The sequence below is a fragment of the Constantimarinum furrinae genome, from assembly GCF_014295415.1.
Classification (GTDB): Bacteria; Bacteroidota; Bacteroidia; order Flavobacteriales; family Flavobacteriaceae; genus Constantimarinum; species Constantimarinum furrinae.
Genome location: NZ_CP052909.1, coordinates 1501816 through 1516703, shown reverse-complemented (window position 1 = coordinate 1516703; position 14888 = coordinate 1501816). Strand labels below are relative to the sequence as shown.

Below are 14888 nucleotides of genomic sequence, written 5' to 3'. Positions count from 1 at the left end.
TTATGCTCTTATTCGAAGTATTTCACCATTTATTTTTCCCTTAACCGATTTTACATATCCGTCAACCACTTTATTCATTGCAACGGGAGTATTTCCGGGGAAATAATCCTTGTATTTTTCATAGGCATCTTCCACAAGATCTGCAGATACCACATTAACCCGATGTCCGTTATCAAGTTCGAGAGCCACTGCCTTTACAAAACTCTGTACAGCGCCATTTACCATAGCAGCACTGGTAGTCATATCGACCGGCTCGTCTGCTAAAATTCCTGTCGTTAGTGTAATGGAACCTCCGGGGTTTAAATGTTTTCTTCCCAGTCTCACTAAATTTACCTGCCCCATCATCTTACTTTTTATACCGATGTAATAATCCTCTTCCGATAGGTTATCGAATTTGTCCCATTTTGCATCTCCTGCAATATTTACAACGGCGTCTAATGTCCCGGACTTTTCGAACATTTTCTTTATAGATTCTGAAGATGAGATATCGACGGTCACATCACCTGAATTTCTTCCGGCTACGATTACTTCATCCGTCTCAGAAAAACGTTCCACCACCTTTTTACCTATAGTACCACTTCCGCCTATTATTAAAATTTTCATTTAAATTATGTATTTAAGAAATTATGTGTTCAACTTGAAACATATTTCATCCATTTTGACCTGTATGATCTGTTATGTTACATTTTCTATAATGGTTGCATATCCTTGTCCTACACCCACACACATGGTAATTAACGCATAACGCTTTCCGGTTTCCTTTAACTCTAACGCAGCCGAATATGCAAGTCTGGCTCCGGTAACACCTAATGGATGTCCAATGGCTATCGACCCGCCATTTGGGTTTATTCTTGGATCATTATCGTCCAGACCCCATTCACGAATGCAGGCCAGCGCCTGTGAAGCAAAGGCTTCATTCAATTCTATTACATCCATATCCTTCATAGTAAGCCCTGCTTTTTCTAAGGCTTTATTACTCGCCTCTACCGGACCGATACCCATAATTCGAGGTTCCACTCCAACAACGGCAGAACTTACAATTCGCGCGAGTGGTTTTAGATTATATTTATTTACGGCATCTTGGGAAGCAATGATGGTAGCCGCCGCTCCGTCATTGAGACCTGATGCATTTCCGGCGGTAACACTTCCATCTTTTTTGAAGGCCGGCCGAAGTTTTGCAAGAATTTCCTTGGTTGTTCCCGGTTTTATGAACTCGTCATCCTTAAAAAGGATCGGATCTTTTTTTCGCTGTGGAATTTCAACAGCTACGATCTCCTTGGCAAGCCTTCCGCTCTTCTGCGCTTTTGAAGCTTTCATCTGACTCGAATACGCGAATGCATCCTGATCTTCCCGGGTGATATTGTGTTTTTCGACCAGATTTTCGGCAGTATTTCCCATCCCGTCGGTTCCGTACATCTCGTGCATCTTCTGATTTACGAAACGCCATCCAAAACTGGAATCATACATCTTAGCATCGGTTCCAAAGGCACTGGACGGCTTTGCGATGACATAGGGTCCTCTGGTCATATTTTCAACACCTCCGGAAATAAACAAGTCGCCATCTCCGGTTTTTATTGCTCTATTGGCATGAATAATAGCCGAGAGTCCGCTGCTGCACAGTCTGTTGACTGTTTCACCGGGTACGGTGAAAGGCAGGCCTGCCAGCAGCAGCGACATACGTGCAACGTTACGGTTATCTTCGCCTGCCTGATTGGCGCAACCCATGATCACGTCATCAAACGCATCTTTAGGGATTTTCGGATTGCGTTTTACAATTTCAGAGATCACTAAAGCCCCAAGATCATCGGTTCTTATAGTGCTTAAACTTCCTTTATAATTCCCGATCGGGGTTCGTATGCCATCTATTATGTATGCTTCCATATTATTTTGTCCAATCTTTTGTTGTTCGGTAGACAACTCCTTTGAATAAGGCAACTAATTCTTCGCCTCGTTTTACTTCAATGATGTTGAATCCAAGCTTTGTTTTTTGATGATCTAATATTGCTTCCGCAGTAATATAATCACCCTCTTCAAGTGCTTCAATATGATTAATACTCGTCTCTATAGAAACAGCATATTTGCCATGAGTATTCGCTGCAAACCCAAATGCCGTATCTGCCAAACTGTAACTTATTCCACCGTGTGCTTTATTCATGCTGTTCAGCATTTCCTGTCTAATGGTCATTCCCACTTTACATCTTCCAATCTCACATTCAAGGATCTCAATACCCAGCCATGTGCTAAAAGCGTCTTGAGATAACATCTTATAAGGTATTTCTTCTCCTTTTAACATTTATACAAAAAATTTTGAACCATTTTGTTTCATTTTTCGCAATAAAGGAGAACATCGATACCGGTCTTCATGATACATATCATACAGTTTATCTAATTCAGAAACGCACCAGTTAAGACCTTTTTCGTCTGCCCAAGCCAATAATCCTTTGGGGTAATTAACACCCTTGGTCATGGCATTATCGATATCCTCTGCCGAGGCGATGTTCCAGAATAATGCATCGGCTGCTTCGTTGATAAGCATCACCAATACTCTATCAAAAATTCTTTTTGCCAGAACCTCATCCGATTTCGGTTCAGGTTTAACAGCGCCTTCGGCATAATTATAATATCCCTTTCCTGTTTTTCTGCCTAAATACCCGGCTTCCGAAAATCGTTTCTGGGTAAAGGCCGGCTTATATCTGGGGTCGTAGTAAAAAGCTTCGAATACGGTTTCGGTGACGGTATAGTTCACATCGTTCCCTATAAAGTCCATCAACTCAAACGGCCCCATTCTAAACCCTCCAATCGTTTTCATCGCGTGATCGATGGTCGCGAAATCAGCAATACCTTCCTCGTAGATTCTCAGTGCCTCCCCATAAAAAGGTCTTGCAACACGGTTTACAATGAATCCCGGAGTGTCTTTGGCTACTGCTACTGTTTTTCCCCATGCTTTGATGGTTTCCACCGATCGCTCCAATACGTCTTCTGAAGTTTGGATTGCCGGTATTACCTCGACGAGTTTCATAAGTGGAGCAGGATTGAAAAAATGAATACCGATACATCGCTCCGCATTCTCAAGAACTGCCGCAATGGATGCAATCGATAAAGAAGAAGTGTTGGATGCAATGATGCAATCTGCTGAAACGATCCCTTCCAATTCTTGAAAGACCTTTCGCTTTATATCAATATTTTCAACGATGGCCTCTATAACAAGTTCTGAATCTGAAAATCCCGACAAGGACTCTGTATAATCTATACTTTGCTGTATCCGTGATTTTTCTTCCGAAGTAATCCTTCCCTTTTCAATTAGACGATCAAGGATCTTTTCCAAAGACCGTTCTGCGTTCTCCAAAGCACTTTTGCTGGTATCGAACAGTCTTACCTTACAGCCGGCGGTTGCCGCTACCTGTGCTATTCCGCTGCCCATGGTTCCCGCTCCTATTATTCCAATATTTTCGATCATTTACTTTCCTTTAAAAACCGGTTTTCTTTTTTCAACAAAGGCCGCAACGCCTTCTGCATAATCGTCACTCTGTGCGGCTTCAATTTGTAATTTTGACTCAAGATTCAGTTGTGAATCTAAGGTATTCGCCATTGACTCATTTAATAATCGTTTGGTCATCCCCAAGGCCTTTGTAGGCATATTCGCCAGTACTCGCGCCAGATTATTCACTTCTTCATCAAAGGTTTCTGAAGAAAATACCCCGTATACCATTCCCAATCGCTCTGCTTCCATTGCTGGCACTTTATCACCTAACATCATCAAGGCAGATGCTTTCTGAAAACCGATAAGTCTGGGTAAAAAGAAGGTCCCCGCACTATCCGGGATCAATCCAATTTTACTGAATGCCTGAATAAAACTAGCATGTTCGGAAGCAACAACCACATCACATGCCAGTGCAATATTTGCTCCTGCCCCTGCTGCTACCCCGTTAACTGCGGCAATGATGGGCTTTTCTATCTTTCTAATTCTGGTAATAATGGGATTATAATGCTCTTCCAGTATTTTTTTGAATCCGGGGTTGAGTTCGGGAGTTGTAACTTCTTTCAGGTCCTGACCCGCACAAAAAGCCTTACCGTTTCCTGTGATCACTATGGCGCGAACGTTAGGATTGGTTTCGCAAGCATCCAATTCATTCTGAAGCAAAAGCGCCATTTCCCTGTTAAAACTATTGAACACATCGGGCCTGTTCAAGGTGATCCGGGCAATTTTATCATTTATATCTAAGGTTATCGATCTCATAATTTGTGATTATTGTATTTTAAAATACGGGTTGTAGATCAAACCGATCACATTTCCCCACGGATCTCGTACCGATGCTACCATAAGTTCTCCACCCACATTTGTTGGAGCCTCGTGCGCTGTAGCACCAAGATCTAAAATTCTTTGATATTGTTTTTGTATATGCTTTACACCCCAATACGACAGTACATTATCGCTTTTTTCAGTTTGAGGTTGTTCTTCCGGGAGCAATCCCAGTTCGAACCCACCAATATTAAAGCCTACATAAAATGGTTCATCAAAATAAGGCGTTACCTCAAAGGCTTTGCTATACCAGGATTTGGCCTCCTTTAGATCGGCAACTTTGTATATAGTAGTTCGTAATCCCAGCATCATTTTAAACATTTAAAATAGTCGAACGGTTCCTCACAATCATCACACTTAAACAATGCTTTACAGGCTGTGGAACCAAACTGACTCACCATATGGGTATTGGTACTGCCGCAGTTTGTACATTTTACAAGTCTTGCATTGCCTAATAAAACTTCTTTATCGGCCGTTTCAGACAGCGGAGCAGCGATTCCGTATGCTTCCATTTTTCGCTTTCCTTCTTCACTTATCCAATCGGTCGTCCAAGCCGGAGCCAAGACAAGACTCACTTTTGCTGTTTTACCAACTTCAGAGAAGGCCTTTCTCAAATCATCACCAATAACATCCATTGCCGGGCATCCCGAATAGGTTGGTGTTAATTTAATATGTACCACACCATCTATTTCAACGGCTTCCCTGATAACTCCAAGATCCAGCACGGTTAACACCGGGATCTCTGGATCTGAGACCGTTTTTAGAACGGGTATCAAGGCATCATCGATATTGGGTTGAACAGCTACCATACTTTTACCATTTCATATCGGGATAGGTACGTTGCATATACTGAAGATCGGCCAACAAATACCCCATATGTTCGGTATGGGTTCCTGTTTTTCCTCCCCGTGTGAAGAATTTACTTTCCGGAATGGTAAGCGTGGCTTCGGTTAACACTTCTGCTACACTTTTATAATATTTCTCTTTTAGCTTAGAAACATCGACTGCGATTCCGGCCTCAACCATGGTATTATCATTTTCGGTAAGGTCGAAGAGTTCGTCGGTAAAACGCCATAAAGCGTCGATCGCTTCCTGAATTTTATCATGACTTTCTTTAGTTCCATCACCCAATCGCTTGATCCAGTCTGAAGAAAAGCGCTGGTGATAACTCACTTCTTTTATTCCTTTATTCGCTATGGCCACCAGTGTTTCGTCCTTACTTTTCTGAAGCTCCTGCATAAACAGAAGATGATAGACATCAAAGAGGAATTGTCTTCCGATCACATAACCGAAGTGGGTATTAGGTTGCTCCAGAAGCAGCACATTTTTATAATCTCTTTCAAGCCTTAAAAAAGCAATATCATCCTCTGTCTTTGAATCCCCTGAAACCGAAGCTGCGTACTGATAGTAGCTTCTGGTCTGCCCCAAGAGATCCAGTGAAATATTCGTTAGCGCGATATCGGTTTCCAGATTGGGACCATGACCGCATAATTCACCCAGGCGTTGAGCGAGGATGAGCGAGTTATCGGCTATTCCGAGAATATAATTATATAGGTTTTCCTTATTCATACTACATGTGCTTTACTTCATCGGGAAGGTCGTAAAAGGTAGGATGGCGGTATACTTTATCCTGAGCCGGTTCAAAAAGTTCACCATTATCATCGGGGTTGGAAGCCGTAATATGTTTACTTTCCACCACCCAGATGCTCACACCTTCATTTCGACGGGTATATACGTCTCGTGCATTTTCAAGGGCCATTTCGGCATCGGTAGCATGCAGACTTCCAAAATGCCGGTGTTCGAGTCCGTTTTTACTTCGAACGAAGACTTCCCATAAAGGCCAATTGTTTTTCATAATATAAGTCGTTTGTAATTAGGTGTTAGGAGTTATAAATTATTGATTTCTCAATGTCCTTTACTCCCTAACTCGCTTTCGCTACTTTTTTCTTTGCTTGCTTTTCGGCATAGGCCATGGCGGCATCTCTAACCCAGGTGCCATTCTCCCAGGCATCCACACGGGCTTTCATTCGTTCCTTATTGCAGGGTCCATGTCCTTTTACTACTTGCCAAAACTCGTCCCAGTCTATTTCTCCAAAATCGTAATGACCCGTTTCTTCATTGAATTTAAGATCGGGATCCGGAATGGTAAGCCCCAACAGATCCGCCTGAGGTACGGTTTGATCTATAAACTGCTGTCGTAACTCATCATTGGTCTTACGCTTTAACTTCCATTTTAAGGATTGTTCGGTGTGTACCGACGCATCATCGGTGGGTCCCAACATCATAAGACTTGGCCACCACCAGCGGTTAAGGGCATCCTGCGCCATGTCTTTTTGTTCGGGTGTTCCGTTGCACAGCGTTAACATGATCTCAAATCCTTGTCTTTGGTGAAAACTCTCTTCCTTACATACGCGCACCATAGCACGAGCATACGGCCCGAAGGAGGTGTTGCACAATGGCACCTGATTGATAATAGCAGCACCATCTACCAACCAACCTATGGCTCCCATATCTGCCCAGGTAACGGAAGGATAATTAAATATTGAGGAATATTTCGCTTTTCCGGAATGGAGTTGCTCATAGAGTTCATCCCTGGAGATCCCCAGAGTTTCACAGGCAGAATACAAATAGAGTCCGTGTCCTGCCTCATCCTGTACTTTAGCCAGTAAGGCGGCTTTTCGCCTTAAAGAAGGAGCTCTCGTGATCCAGTTCCCTTCAGGAAGCATGCCGACTATCTCGGAATGCGCATGTTGAGAGATCTGACGAATATGTGTCTGCCTGTATTTTTCGGGCATCCAATCCTTAGGCTCTATCTTTTCATCCCTCGCAATGCGGGCTTCAAAGATCTCTTCAAGATTTTTTAATTCCTTTTCGCTCATAATTCTATAGTTTAAAGCTGAAAGCATCAAGCCTGCAACTGTTATACATCAAAATCTACGGTTACGCTTTCAGAAGTAGGAACCGATTGGCAACTTAGTACAAAGTCCTGAGCCACCTCGTCTTCTTCCAATGCGTAATTTATTTTCATTTCCACACTACCTTCAAGAACTTTACACTTGCAGGTACTGCACACTCCCCCTTTACAGGCAAAGGGCAGGTCGGCACCGGCTCCCAATGCTGCATCAAGTATGTTGTCGAAATCACTGGTCATCGTAAAATGAAATTCCTTTCCACCATCTACTATAGTAACCTCAACACCTTCTACATTGCGCTGTGACAGCCGTTCGGCTCTCGCCTTGTCTTCTTCGGAAAGACCGGTAACGAATAATTCGTAATGCACGTTTTCTTTTGGCATTCCGGCTTTTACCAATTCATCGCGTATTAAAAAGATCATCTCTTCGGGTCCGCACAGGAAGGCTTCATTGACTTCAGAGACGTCTAAAAGTTTGCTGAAAATTTCGTCTAGTTTTTCTGAGGTAAATCTGCCGTTTAGCAGTTCTATATCTCTGTGCTCCTTGGTGAGGAAATAAAATATTTCCAACCTTCCGAAGTACTTATTCCGAAGCTGCTCGATCTCCTCCTTAAAGATAATGGATTTGACGGTTCGATTCAAGTAGAATAACTTAAATTTAGCATTGGGTTCCAGTGCCAAATGGGTCTTGATCATAGACATAACCGGTGTAATTCCGCTTCCGGCAACAAAAGCCACATAGGTTTTTGGTTCCGTCGAAATCTCTACACCAAATGCGCCGCTTGGCGCCATGATCTCCAGAGTGTCACCGGTTGCCAGTTTCGAATTCACAAAACTTGAAAATTTGCCTCCGTAGATCTGTTTTACAGCCACTTTCCATTCCTTGTCGGCAGGACTGGAGCACAGACTATAGGATCTACGAGTATCTTCACCGTCGATATCGGCCTTGAGGGTGAGGTGTTGCCCCTGACTAAAATTGAATTCTTCAGCCAATTCTTCAGGAACATCGAAAGTGATCACCGAACAATCGTCGGTTTCCTTATAAATGTCCTTTACTTTTATTTTATGAAACTTTGCCACAGTCTTTTTGTCGTAATTTGAATACAAAACTAACGTTTGTTAGTTAGAATTGCAAGTTAAATAATTCCCTGTATTAAAACCGCCACCATCTCCCTCTTGAGAAGGTTTACATCCAGTTTTCCTCTCTTTTGATACCATAGGTACAATGTTCTTAAGGTTGAAAGAATAGAAAACAAGATCACCTCGGGATGATAAGATTTAATTTCTCCTAGTTCGATTCCTTGTTTGATGATCTGCCTGAAATTCTCTTCATAATCTTCCCGCATTCTTACAAAAGATTCAAGATCTTCATTTTCCAGGTGCATCCAGTCATTGTTAAGTGCTGCAAGTCCTTCGGAATAGTTTACCGTAATGTCGATATGCAACTCTATGATCCGTTCAATTTTTTTTAACGGGGATTCTGAAGATTGCATCACCGAATTCATCCCAAGCGTAAATTCTCTGGCAACCCTTAAAATAAGCGTAGATAGTAACTCCTGCTTGCCAGAGATATGATTGTAAAGACTTGCAGCCTTTATGCCCATAGCCAAAGCAATATCACGCATAGAAACCGCATTATAACCTTTCTCCTTAAAAAGTTGTGATGCGACCTCTATAATTTCTTCTTTCCGGGTAAGGGTTTTCATGGAGATGCAAGATACTAAATTTACTAACCTGCCCCTAGCACCAAATTGTTGGTTGTTTTTAGGTTTAACATCCCTCCCAAGACCCTTCTGCTTAATAGGATTTCCACTAAAGGATTGCGATAGAAACCTGCCGTGGCCAGGTCTCGTAGAATTAGCGTAACTATGAAGGAGCACGGCTAAGTCGAGCATTCTGAGGCTTCGTTGGAACTCTCGCAATAGCCATATGCGGATGCGAGTTGTTAAAACTTGGCTTTGCCCGTTGACAAGCCTACCCCATCTGAAGCTACCATAGGGAAGCGAAGGTGGGGAACGCCCAAAAAAGAACTACTTATCCTTTGAATTGGAGAATACTTAGTACTTTTGAAAACGATGCAGAACACTATTGAAACCAACGAATTGCTGGAGCGGTTACCTCCCCATTTAAAGCAGTATATAAAACCGCAGAACTACGAGCAGTACACTCCTGTAAATCAGGCCGTATGGCGCTATGTAATGCGAAAAAACGTAGATTACCTAAGCAAGGTGGCGCATGAAAGTTACCTTGACGGTCTTCGGAAAACGGGCATCTCAATCAACGAAATCCCTTCGATGTATGGGATGAACCGGATCCTGAAGGAGATAGGCTGGGCAGCCGTGGCCGTAGACGGATTTATACCGCCCAATGCCTTTATGGAATTTCAGGCGTATAAGGTTTTGGTGATCGCCAGTGATATCCGTCAGTTAGAAAATATCGAATACACCCCTGCTCCGGATATTATTCACGAAGGTGCCGGACATGCCCCAATTATTGCCAGTCCCGATTATGCCGAGTACCTGCGTCGGTTTGGTGAAATTGGCGCAAAAGCCATTTCGAGTGCGCACGACATGGAAATGTACGAGGCCGTGAGGGAGTTGTCTATACTAAAGGAAGCGGATGGCATTGCCAAAGAAAAAATAGAAAAGGCAGAAAAAAGGGTCACCGATCTGCAACAAAAAAAGACAGATCCTTCTGAAATTTCATTGATACGAAACCTGCATTGGTGGACAGTGGAATACGGACTCGTGGGAACCGTAGATAAACCAAAAATCTATGGTGCCGGATTATTGTCATCCATTGGCGAAAGTACCTGGTGCATGAAACCTGAAGTAAAGAAGATCCCTTACAGCATTTCCGCGGCCTATCAGGAATTTGATATTACCAAGCCACAACCTCAGCTTTATGTGACACCCGATTTTGCCTACTTGCAGGAAGTTCTGGAAGAATTTGCCAATACTATGGCGGTGCGAAAAGGAGGCTGGCGCGGACTCAATAAACTTATCGAATCACGGCAGTTGGGAACCATAGAATTGAGCACAGGACTTCAGATTAGCGGCCTTTTTACGCGAATGATCCAAAATGAGGATAATGAGGTTGTCTATTTTGAAACTGAAGGGGAAACCGCCTTATCCTATCGAGAAAAAGAAGTGATTGGTCATGGAGTGAGCCGCCACAAAAATGGGTTCAGGTCACCGTTGGGAAAACTGAAGGGCATCAATCTTGCCATTGAGAATATGGGCCCCAGGGATCTACAGGCCTATAATTTTTACGATGGAAAACCCATTGCATTCGAATTTGAAAGCGGAATTACCGTGGAAGGGCTAAACGTGACAGGGATGCGGAATTTAGGCGGAGAATTAATGCTTATTCAATTTACCGAATGTACCGTAACCTATAAAAATGAAGTGCTTTTTTCACCGGAAATGGGCGATTTTGACATGGCCGTAGGGAAAGAAATCGTTTCAGCTTTTGCCGGTGCAGCCGATTATTTGTCCTTCGATCTCGTGAATCATGTGAGCTCTAGTGAAACCATTCGTGTAGCGCTTTCAGAAGAAGAAAAACAACTTAACGAATTCTATAAAGAGGTGAGAACGATTAGAGAATCTAAGAATTTCAAAAGCACCACCACCCGGCTTTCAGAAATTTTTGATCAGATAAAACGATCCCATCCCAACGACTGGTTATTGCCCTTAGAGATCTTTGAGTTGACCGAAAGCGATAGGATACTGAACTATCTTATCGATTTAAAATCCAGACGACCGAAAGTTGCGCACTTAATAGACGACGGATTACTTTTAATAGAGAAAGAAGTTGCCGACGGGATATAAAAGTTTAACCGATTTAAAAAAAGTTATGGGAATATTGAGTGTATTGTTTGGAGACCGATCGAAAAAGATCGAGGATTTTATGAAAAGGGATGCCGTTATTGTTGATGTAAGGAGTAAAGCAGAATATGAAAAAGGGGCTATCCCCGAATCGAAACTTATCCCCTTACCTGAAATCGAATCCAGGATCTCTGAAATTAAAGACTGGAATAAACCGGTTATCCTGTGTTGTGCGAGCGGCGTACGAAGTGGAAATGCGGCACGCATCCTGAATAATAATGGAATTGAGGCAATGAATGGCGGAGGCTGGCAGAGTTTGAGTAAGACAATAAACCGCTAGAAGTTCTTTCTTGTGTTTTTTACAAAGTAATAAACAACTATTCGTTGCTCAATAAAGTATCGGTTTGATGTTTTGTAGATCTTCTTCCTGCTGAATCACCTGCTCATTGTACTGCAAGGTCCACCCCATAGAATTGGTTAATATATAGATCTTCTGAAGTTCTGAGATCAGCCGGTTTTGGGCATTACTCACCAGCGCTGAGGCCTCAATTTTTTCTTTTAAGGAAGCTTCTACCTTATCCTTGATCTTGTTGTAATCTGAAGCTGAAAATTGATTGAAATAATCCTGCTGCACATCGTAATACTGAATATTAGGATTGATCTTCAGTTCGGGTTCGGGGATGTAGTTAATGGTGACAGTGCGTGACTCCTCATCGACGGTGGTTTCAATTTTACTTAGATCATAAGAGATACTCGCTTCGGCATTTACTACCACCAGCGCTTTCTTCCTTGCTGAAAGTACATCGATATAGAATTTCTTCCAGTCTTCGTAGGTGAAAACTTGTGCATAGGTACCTTCAGTGACGATGAGCTTGCCAACATTCGTAAGTTGCTTCTGAATAAGAGCAGTATTAGCATGCAGTTGCTCACGTCTGTCTTTTTCGTGTTCACAATACCGCAATCCGAAGACGATCACCACCGCTATAACAATTCCGAAGATAATATTCCGCATACCTGAAAAATTTACTGAAAGTTAGTGAATTTTTCATTTAACTATGCAATAAGAACAATGCGGCTTCAAAAAGTATCCGGGTTGAATTTTAAATGTCGTATTTAACGATAAACATCAGGATTCTGGGTAAGACAAAATACTGAGTCGTGGTATTAAACTGATCGTTAAAGCTATCGTTGTTAATGAACTCCGTATCCAGCAAATTGTTCGCCTGAATTCTGAATTCCCATGGACTATCGCCTTTTTGGTAATACAGATTTGCGTTTACGAAAGAATAGGTATTATCTACTGTATTGGTGTCGTTGGAGTAATTGTAATAATCCCACTCGGCGCTAAGGGTGAAATCCTTTAAAAAGTTGATGTCCACGTTGGCAAACGGGCGTTGGGTGTAAAAAGTGGATTCGAGTCCGCCATTGTCGTAATCGTTCACAGTAAGCCTGTAACCCACTTCAAAATTTGGCCAGTCTTTAAAACTACTGCGAACACTCCCCCGATAACTTTGTGTAAGACTATTACTCTCCCTAACGGCGTTGTTCACAAAATTGTTCGACTTGCTGTAGCTAAGATTACCGCTTAAACTAAATTGGATCTTCTTTATTCGTTTACTGAAACGCGCATTGGCCGAAAAAGTCTCATCCGGAAAATTACTATCGATATTGAACGGACTCCCCACTCTGTTGATTCCCACGATCTGGGAATTACTCTTAATACCTTCTAACGTCCTTGAATAGTTTAAAGAACCGCCTACATTGGTATAATTAAACATATTAAAACTAAAGTATGTTAGATTATAATTATGTGACAAGGAATTCTCAAGAAAGCGATTACCGCGATACAGACTATTGTAATTATTAAAAACAAAGGCTTCGGCATAACTGTTCACATCGCTGTAACTCGAAGAAACTGAGTAGTTGAACCTAAGGTTTTCACTTTTCTTCAATTCCAGGATCACATTGAGGTCCGGCAAGACCATCCAGTCGTTTTGTTTGGTGGACAATCCCAGTTGCTCATTCTTTAAATTGTAGTTATGAAGAGTAACTCCCGGGGTAAAAATGAATTTTCCGGTCTTCACTTTGTAATGCAATCCTAGAAACGCATCGGTAAAATCGTACACTACATCATTAATTAGTGGAAGGTTTTCACCATCGATCTCCGGGGTTTCATTGAAATCGATTCGACCATCTCCCCCTAGGAGTTGAAAAATGTTAGAATTGAATTTCTGATTGCTGTAAGTCGTTCCCAAGGTAAAATTCAGATTACTGGTATTGTTTAAGACATAATAGTAATCAACCTTCGCATCGATCTTATTGGTCATTACATTTTTCTGCTGATTGATGTTATACCGGTTTTGTGTAGAATCTACCGGAAGTATTCCGCCAAACGGCAACAAGTCGGTAATCGCATTATAAAATGGGTCCTCGTCCTGCCATAAATGTTGCACCTGCCCTGCAAAAATATGATCATCATCGAGGGTGTAATACAGATTTATATTCTGATTGATCGAGAAGGGTTTGTTTTCCTTTTCTTCGGAAATGTTATTAATTAATGCATCAAATTGAGATACCGTGAGATCATCTTCGGTTTGCTTTGAAGTCTTTACCAACACATCGTAATCCATCTGAAAGTTGCTATTGGGCTTATACACACTGCTCAGTTTGATCATGGCTAACTGACTCCGTTGATCGTTTACCGAATTGGTTCGTTCGGTAGTTCCTGAAGCAATATATTGACGTATGGAGTTGTTCACGATGTTGGTTTTATTATCGGACAGGATCGCAAAACCGCTTAAATCAAGTTTCGAAGTCGCAGCCCAGCTAAAATTCCCGGCCAGAAATTTTGTTTCAATTTCATTGGCACGGTTATTTTGCGCTACCGCAAAACCTAGATCACTCTCCTGAATATTGAAATTGGTTCCACCTCCCCGATTAAAATTTCGAAATCCTCCGGTAAAGTTGAAATAATCCCTCCAGGTAAAAGGTACTTCTCCAATATTATTAAAATCGGTAATAAAATTGAGGCTGTATTTCGGGTTGTAATAAAACAATTTTGGATGCGCCAGATATCCGGCTTCATCTTCCCCAATAGTTCCTCCTCCTGCAGTGACCTCTCCAAACCAGAAATTCTTTTTACCTTCCTTTAGTTTAATATTGATCGCCACATTATCTTGATCGTTACCTAAACCCCGCATTTGATCCACTTCGTTGTAATTGCGAAGTACCTCAACCTTGTCCACAGCATCGGCTGGAATATTCTTGGTTGCCAATTTTGAGTCTCCGTCGAAGAAATCCTTTCCTTCTACCATAACTTTGGTAACCGCCTTCCCTTCAACCTCGATCTCGCCGTCGTCATTTACTTCGACACCGGGCAGTTTTTTCATTACATCGCCTAGTTTTCGTTCGTCGCCGGTTGTAAAGGAATCGGCATTGTAGGTGATCGTATCTCCTCTAACGGTAACCGGCATTTCGTAGATGATCTCTACACCATCCAGTTCTGAAGCCTGGGAAGTAAGTACAAAATCGAGCTGAATATCAACAGAACCTTCCGGCACTTCTACAGTTTTCTCCTGAGTTTCATATCCCAAAAAGCTGGCTTTTAGCACGTAGATGCTTCCCGTAGGAAGGTCTAATTGGTATCTACCTTCATAATTGGTAATGGCATAGGATTCGATCGCACCACTTTCCTGAACGGTTGCAATAACATTTGCAAGTTCCAATGGATCCCCAATACTGTCTTTTATTATTCCGCGTACTTTAATGTTTTGTCCCGAAACGGAAACGGTAAAAAGCAGTATTACTGCCCATAGTAGTTTTTTCATAATCACTAAGTTGCTATTCTGGA

Annotated in this window: 16 protein-coding genes; 2 read left to right on the top strand and 14 right to left on the bottom strand. The window is 42.1% G+C overall.

Annotation, left to right across the window (positions count from 1 at the left end; all coding sequences use genetic code 11):
• The 12 genes from ALE3EI_RS06910 to ALE3EI_RS06855 form a co-directional block, all read right to left on the bottom strand.
• Nucleotides 1–603 carry a short chain dehydrogenase gene (locus ALE3EI_RS06910; protein WP_186987560.1) on the bottom strand — a complete coding sequence of 201 codons (603 nt, stop codon included), beginning with the start codon at nt 601–603 and terminating at the stop codon, nt 1–3.
• Between the two features lie 72 nt (nt 604–675).
• Complete coding sequence (gene pcaF / locus ALE3EI_RS06905; RefSeq protein ID WP_186987559.1) at nt 676–1881, bottom strand: 3-oxoadipyl-CoA thiolase; 1206 nt, start codon at nt 1879–1881, stop codon at nt 676–678.
• A 1-nt stretch (nt 1882) separates the two neighbouring features.
• Nucleotides 1883–2293 (bottom strand): PaaI family thioesterase, encoded by a 411-nt coding sequence (locus ALE3EI_RS06900; protein ID WP_186987558.1) that lies wholly within the window; start codon nt 2291–2293, stop codon nt 1883–1885.
• The gene (locus ALE3EI_RS06895) at nt 2294–3457 is read right to left on the bottom strand and encodes a 3-hydroxyacyl-CoA dehydrogenase NAD-binding domain-containing protein (RefSeq protein WP_186987557.1); all 1164 of its coding nucleotides are present in this window, start codon (nt 3455–3457) and stop codon (nt 2294–2296) included. It abuts the gene before it with no gap.
• Nucleotides 3458–4237, bottom strand: coding sequence for an enoyl-CoA hydratase-related protein (locus ALE3EI_RS06890; protein ID WP_186987556.1), 780 nt, complete (start codon nt 4235–4237; stop codon nt 3458–3460). It lies immediately after the preceding gene.
• Nucleotides 4238–4246: 9 nt separating this feature from the next.
• Nucleotides 4247–4612, bottom strand: coding sequence for a VOC family protein (locus tag ALE3EI_RS06885; RefSeq protein ID WP_233279933.1), 366 nt, complete (start codon nt 4610–4612; stop codon nt 4247–4249).
• Entirely contained in the window at nt 4609–5109 is a 501-nt protein-coding gene (gene paaD, locus ALE3EI_RS06880) for a 1,2-phenylacetyl-CoA epoxidase subunit PaaD (protein WP_186987555.1), read from the bottom strand. Before paaD ends, ALE3EI_RS06885 begins: the two co-directional genes overlap by 4 nt.
• Nucleotides 5110–5113: 4 nt before the next feature.
• Nucleotides 5114–5869, bottom strand: a complete 756-nt coding sequence (paaC, locus tag ALE3EI_RS06875) for a 1,2-phenylacetyl-CoA epoxidase subunit PaaC (protein ID WP_186987554.1) — start codon at nt 5867–5869, stop codon at nt 5114–5116.
• A gap of 1 nt (nt 5870) precedes the next feature.
• Nucleotides 5871–6155 carry a 1,2-phenylacetyl-CoA epoxidase subunit PaaB gene (gene paaB / locus ALE3EI_RS06870; protein WP_186987553.1) on the bottom strand — a complete coding sequence of 95 codons (285 nt, stop codon included), beginning with the start codon at nt 6153–6155 and terminating at the stop codon, nt 5871–5873.
• A gap of 67 nt (nt 6156–6222) precedes the next feature.
• A complete protein-coding gene (gene paaA / locus ALE3EI_RS06865) occupies nt 6223–7179 on the bottom strand; it encodes a 1,2-phenylacetyl-CoA epoxidase subunit PaaA (protein WP_186987552.1) in 957 nt (318 codons plus the stop codon).
• A 41-nt stretch (nt 7180–7220) separates the two neighbouring features.
• Entirely contained in the window at nt 7221–8291 is a 1071-nt protein-coding gene (paaE, locus tag ALE3EI_RS06860) for a 1,2-phenylacetyl-CoA epoxidase subunit PaaE (RefSeq protein WP_186987551.1), read from the bottom strand.
• A 56-nt stretch (nt 8292–8347) separates the two neighbouring features.
• Nucleotides 8348–8917 carry a TetR/AcrR family transcriptional regulator gene (locus ALE3EI_RS06855; RefSeq protein ID WP_186987550.1) on the bottom strand — a complete coding sequence of 190 codons (570 nt, stop codon included), beginning with the start codon at nt 8915–8917 and terminating at the stop codon, nt 8348–8350.
• Nucleotides 8918–9286: 369 nt separating this feature from the next.
• Between ALE3EI_RS06855 and ALE3EI_RS06850 the strand changes: the two genes are divergently transcribed.
• Nucleotides 9287–11041, top strand: coding sequence for an aromatic amino acid hydroxylase (locus ALE3EI_RS06850; RefSeq protein ID WP_186987549.1), 1755 nt, complete (start codon nt 9287–9289; stop codon nt 11039–11041).
• Between the two features lie 25 nt (nt 11042–11066).
• Nucleotides 11067–11378, top strand: a complete 312-nt coding sequence (locus tag ALE3EI_RS06845; protein ID WP_186987548.1) for a rhodanese-like domain-containing protein — start codon at nt 11067–11069, stop codon at nt 11376–11378.
• Between the two features lie 48 nt (nt 11379–11426).
• On the opposite strand, the gene ALE3EI_RS06840 is transcribed toward ALE3EI_RS06845, so the two are convergent.
• Together ALE3EI_RS06840 and ALE3EI_RS06835 are read right to left on the bottom strand one after the other, a co-directional pair.
• Nucleotides 11427–12050 (bottom strand): DUF4230 domain-containing protein, encoded by a 624-nt coding sequence (locus tag ALE3EI_RS06840; RefSeq protein WP_186987547.1) that lies wholly within the window; start codon nt 12048–12050, stop codon nt 11427–11429.
• Between the two features lie 88 nt (nt 12051–12138).
• Entirely contained in the window at nt 12139–14865 is a 2727-nt protein-coding gene (locus ALE3EI_RS06835) for a TonB-dependent receptor (protein ID WP_186987546.1), read from the bottom strand.
• Nucleotides 14866–14888: the final 23 nt, after the last annotated feature.

What these genes read in the sequence shown, in the direction of transcription:
- pcaF (WP_186987559.1), bottom strand. Translation starts at nt 1,881, where the DNA reads ATGGAAGCATACATAATAGATGGCATACGAACCCCGATCGGGAATTAT.
- ALE3EI_RS06840 (WP_186987547.1), bottom strand. Translation starts at nt 12,050, where the DNA reads ATGCGGAATATTATCTTCGGAATTGTTATAGCGGTGGTGATCGTCTTC.
- paaD (WP_186987555.1), bottom strand. Translation starts at nt 5,109, where the DNA reads ATGGTAGCTGTTCAACCCAATATCGATGATGCCTTGATACCCGTTCTA.
- ALE3EI_RS06910 (WP_186987560.1), bottom strand. Translation starts at nt 603, where the DNA reads ATGAAAATTTTAATAATAGGCGGAAGTGGTACTATAGGTAAAAAGGTG.
- paaB (WP_186987553.1), bottom strand. Translation starts at nt 6,155, where the DNA reads ATGAAAAACAATTGGCCTTTATGGGAAGTCTTCGTTCGAAGTAAAAAC.
- ALE3EI_RS06890 (WP_186987556.1), bottom strand. Translation starts at nt 4,237, where the DNA reads ATGAGATCGATAACCTTAGATATAAATGATAAAATTGCCCGGATCACC.
- paaA (WP_186987552.1), bottom strand. Translation starts at nt 7,179, where the DNA reads ATGAGCGAAAAGGAATTAAAAAATCTTGAAGAGATCTTTGAAGCCCGC.
- ALE3EI_RS06900 (WP_186987558.1), bottom strand. Translation starts at nt 2,293, where the DNA reads ATGTTAAAAGGAGAAGAAATACCTTATAAGATGTTATCTCAAGACGCT.
- ALE3EI_RS06835 (WP_186987546.1), bottom strand. Translation starts at nt 14,865, where the DNA reads ATGAAAAAACTACTATGGGCAGTAATACTGCTTTTTACCGTTTCCGTT.
- ALE3EI_RS06850 (WP_186987549.1), top strand. Translation starts at nt 9,287, where the DNA reads ATGCAGAACACTATTGAAACCAACGAATTGCTGGAGCGGTTACCTCCC.
- ALE3EI_RS06885 (WP_233279933.1), bottom strand. Translation starts at nt 4,612, where the DNA reads ATGATGCTGGGATTACGAACTACTATATACAAAGTTGCCGATCTAAAG.
- paaC (WP_186987554.1), bottom strand. Translation starts at nt 5,869, where the DNA reads ATGAATAAGGAAAACCTATATAATTATATTCTCGGAATAGCCGATAAC.
- ALE3EI_RS06845 (WP_186987548.1), top strand. Translation starts at nt 11,067, where the DNA reads ATGGGAATATTGAGTGTATTGTTTGGAGACCGATCGAAAAAGATCGAG.
- ALE3EI_RS06895 (WP_186987557.1), bottom strand. Translation starts at nt 3,457, where the DNA reads ATGATCGAAAATATTGGAATAATAGGAGCGGGAACCATGGGCAGCGGA.
- ALE3EI_RS06855 (WP_186987550.1), bottom strand. Translation starts at nt 8,917, where the DNA reads ATGAAAACCCTTACCCGGAAAGAAGAAATTATAGAGGTCGCATCACAA.